Annotated in this window: 4 protein-coding genes; 2 read left to right on the forward strand and 2 right to left on the reverse strand. The window is 42.5% G+C overall.

Annotated elements, in window-relative coordinates; all coding sequences use genetic code 11:
• Positions 1 to 292 precede the first annotated feature (292 nt).
• Positions 293 to 865: a peptidylprolyl isomerase gene (locus FTV30_RS15695; protein WP_074383779.1), complete on the reverse strand. Its 573-nt coding sequence runs from the start codon at positions 863 to 865 to the stop codon at positions 293 to 295.
• 103 nt (positions 866 to 968) lie between these two features.
• Here FTV30_RS15695 and FTV30_RS15700 point away from each other — a divergent pair, with 103 nt between their 5' ends.
• Complete coding sequence (locus FTV30_RS15700) at positions 969 to 1,643, forward strand: acetoacetate decarboxylase family protein (RefSeq protein WP_100329872.1); 675 nt, start codon at positions 969 to 971, stop codon at positions 1,641 to 1,643.
• A 71-nt stretch (positions 1,644 to 1,714) separates the two neighbouring features.
• On the opposite strand, the gene FTV30_RS15705 is transcribed toward FTV30_RS15700, so the two are convergent.
• Complete coding sequence (locus tag FTV30_RS15705; protein ID WP_100329871.1) at positions 1,715 to 2,785, reverse strand: alpha/beta hydrolase; 1,071 nt, start codon at positions 2,783 to 2,785, stop codon at positions 1,715 to 1,717.
• Positions 2,786 to 3,002: 217 nt separating this feature from the next.
• On the opposite strand from FTV30_RS15705, the gene FTV30_RS15710 reads away from it, so the two are divergent.
• On the forward strand, positions 3,003 to 3,512 hold the full coding sequence (locus tag FTV30_RS15710) for a hypothetical protein (protein ID WP_100358290.1): 510 nt from the start codon (positions 3,003 to 3,005) through the stop codon (positions 3,510 to 3,512).
• Positions 3,513 to 3,728: the final 216 nt, after the last annotated feature.

The following is a 3,728-nucleotide window of genomic DNA, read 5'->3' on the forward strand; positions in this document are numbered from 1 at the left end:
ACAAGTTGTTCTTCATAATCTCTTAATGATCTTTCTAACACCTCGTCAGTGCAAGAAGCTGGACTTCGATATACTTAACAACTCAGCAATTTGCTTCGTTCGTTTCCGTCTATCTCGTCGGTATGGGCTCATTATAGGGTAATTTCCTACAGGTGCAAGCGCTTTTAACTCACAGGAATCACGACTGTTTTATTTTTATGCACCAATTTGGTTCGTATTTATACAAAACATCACATAACTACATATTTTTAAAACAGAAATATGAATTAAATATTTCTGTTTTATTCTGTACCTAGTTTCTCACAACTGGCGCTTTAATGTTCACACTGTTGATCTTGATAGGCTTCACCGGCACATTTTGATGCATTCCATAGTTTCGAGTCGGCACTTTGGCAATCTGATCGACAATATCCATACCTTTAGTGACCTTACCGAAGACCGCATAGCCTGCATTTCGGGCAGAACGATCCAGAAAATCGTTATCGACCAGATTTACAAAGAATTGTGCTCGTGCAGAATCCGGCTGATTGGTACGCGCCATCGCTAAAGTACCGCGTTTATTTTGCAGACCATTCGATGATTCATTTTTAATTGGAGCTTGGGTATTGGCCTTTTCCTGCATGTTGCTATCAAAGCCCCCACCCTGCACCATAAAGCCGGGAATGACCCGGTGAAAGATAGTGTCCTTATAGAAGTTGCTCTTTACATAGTTTTCAAAGTTCTTTGCCGAGATCGGGGCTTGATCATTAAAGAGCTCAATTTCAATATTTCCCGATGAAGTTTTCATCTCAATAAGGGTATTGGCAGCAAAACCTGGCAGACTGATGGCAGTAAGGGCGATCGCATATAATGATTTCTTTAACATTTTTTAACTCATCTACTTAGAAGTAATGGTTGTGAATGACTGTATATTAATCTTTTATAACTCATAATGCAGTTGCCTGCCGACTAAAGACAAGAGAATAAGAATGAGCCATGCATTATTACAGGAGCAAAATATCCACCAGTTTCCGCCTTGGCATTTACAGGGCGAAGGTTTTATTTTGAATTACTGGCTAACACCCGGCTTTATTCAGCAAGCCAAGCAGTTCCGTATTGCCCCCTCCCCACTGGGTCGCGTGGTACAAGTGTTATTGGTGCGTTATCATTCTTCACCAATTGGTCCTTATGATGAGTTACTGATTCTGGATCATCCTTTAATTAGTAAACGACGCCTCAGCTCGATTCCTAAAATTTATGTCTCTACTCATGAATCTGTCATACACGGCCAGCATTTATGGGGTATTCCCAAAGAACATGCAGAATTTGAATGGCAGGAAAAAAATCAGGAAATATTGTGTCATATTCAGTATCAAAACCAGCGTATGACGATTCGACTCAAAAAAACCAAATCTGCGCGCAAGTTCTATATTAATAGTCATCATATTCCAGCCTCTATGCTCAAAATTCAGCAAGCCTGGAAAGGTCAGCGTTTTCAGTTCAGCCCACAATTCCGTGGTCATCTCTCCAAACTCTCGCAAGTAGAATGGCAAGATATCGACAATATATTTCCAGACTTTTCCAAAGCCAAATTGCTGCAAAGCTTTTATGTTCCCAAATTCAATCTGATCTTTCCTGAAGCGCAGATTAGCAGCAAAGTATAAGAATTGATAAAAACCTATCTATAAAAAAAGGTGTTTCATGAGAAACACCTTTTTGCATTCACGCCTTGGATTTAACTATTTTTGTCCCAGAATTTGCGGAAATTTTTGCTGATCTCAATCACATATTTTTTGGCACGGCGGGAGATCGGCGTCAGGTTGATAAAACCATGTGCCTGGTCGGTATATTCATGATAATGAACACTCACACCATTCTGACGTAGTTTATGCGCATAGATTGAACCTTCATCATGCAGGACATCATGACGTGCGGTAATCACATAGCTCGGCGGCAAGTTTTGCAATTCACCATAGGTCGGTGAAATCAGTGGATCATCTAATTCAATCTGATGGGTCTGGGCATACATGAAGGTCACCAGATCAATATCCTGCTCTGAAAGTACCAGTCCATCTTTATAGGCATAAAAAGATGGATGGCGACTTTTAAAGTCGACCGCCGGATAAAGCAAAAGCTGCGCTCGTGCGGCATAAGATTTACCTACACTGCGCTGAGCTACAACAGTAGCCAGATTTCCGCCGGCACTGTCCCCTGCCAAGGCAATCCGGTTTTTATAGACTTTTAGCTGCTTGCTATGCTGATGTGCCCACGCCAGGGCATCTTCACAAACCTGTACCATCTGCAAGGGGCTAAATTCTGGCGTCAGCGGATAAGCCACGCTTAACACCTGTACTTTGGCATGTACTGCCAGCAAGCGACAGAATTCATCATGGCTGTCCAGACCGCCCACCATAAATGCACCGCCATGATAAAAAATCACCATCGGCAACTTCTTTTGTGGAGCTGGATGATAATGCCGGGCAAAGATGCTGCCACTTTGCAAAGGCAGACGCAGCTCTTCTACCATTTTCACAGCAGTCGGTCTGGCCTGAATTGTTTTCATGCGCGCATCAAACGCCACCCGTGCCTGTGCGACATCTTCACTCAGAAAGCTGCCATGCCCCTGTTTAAGCTGAATCGCCATCAGGCATTTGACCATGGGGTCTAAATCAGGATAGTGATGAGGATAGTCCAAAGCCTTAACCAATGCGTCTTGTGCAATACCAGGTAAGCGATCCAGCATACGCGCTGCTGTGCCTTGCCCTTTCTCCATGACACTTTTCAGTACTGGATGATTCACAGTCATTATTTTTAGTCCTTATTCTCTTAATTCTTCATAGTTTCTACACGATTAGCGTTTCAGTGACCATATTCTTATATAAGTCTTAATATCTAAGTACATATAGTATTTATCCAATACGTTAACCTGATTTATAAAAGATGTCATTGACCGTTTAAATGGTATTTTTGACGTAGTTTTGCGAGCTTCAGTATATTTTTTATTTCAAGTTGGGAGAATGCCTATGGCTGGCAAAATTATAGCTCTGTCTCTGGCGACTGCATTTTTGGCTGTAGGCTGTGTTGCTTTCCCTGAAGATGGTGGCTACTACGATGGCCGTTATGATCAGCGTTCTGATCGCCGCTATGAACAGGATCGTCGTTATGAGCAACAGCGTCGTTATGATCGGCAACGCTGGGAATATGAACAGCAACGTAAACGTATTGAACTGGATCGACGTAAACAGGAAGTGCAGCGTCGTAACTGGGAACAGGACCGTAAAAGACAGTTAGAACAGGACCGACGTAAAAGCCAGCTGGAACGACAACGCCAGGAACAGCAGCGTAAAAACATGATGAGCCAACGGCAAAAACAGGCTGAAACAGAACGTAATAAACGCCGCCTGGAGCAGGATCGTAAACGGATCACCGATCAACGTGCCAAAAAAGCCCAGCAAAACCGTTCATCTAACCCACGCTGGAGCGATAATCGACGGCAACAGCAACAGCAGCGTCCACGCGATCGCCGTGATTAATACTTTGATTTCACTCTTTGTTAAAAAAGCCTGTAGCAGGCTTTTTTAATGGAAAATTTTATCTCAAGCTGATTGGATAAAAGCAGTATTTTAGGACTTACGCATTGACGGATTCAAAAAAGTATTAAAATACTTTATAAAGTATCTGTGATCAGACGAATTAAACATGCTTCTACAGCAACTTGTACATTACCCATTTATATGGGCTTTCTCATG

The sequence above is a fragment of the Acinetobacter sp. YH12255 genome (assembly GCF_013417355.1).
Lineage (GTDB): Bacteria > Pseudomonadota > Gammaproteobacteria > Pseudomonadales > Moraxellaceae > Acinetobacter > Acinetobacter pseudolwoffii.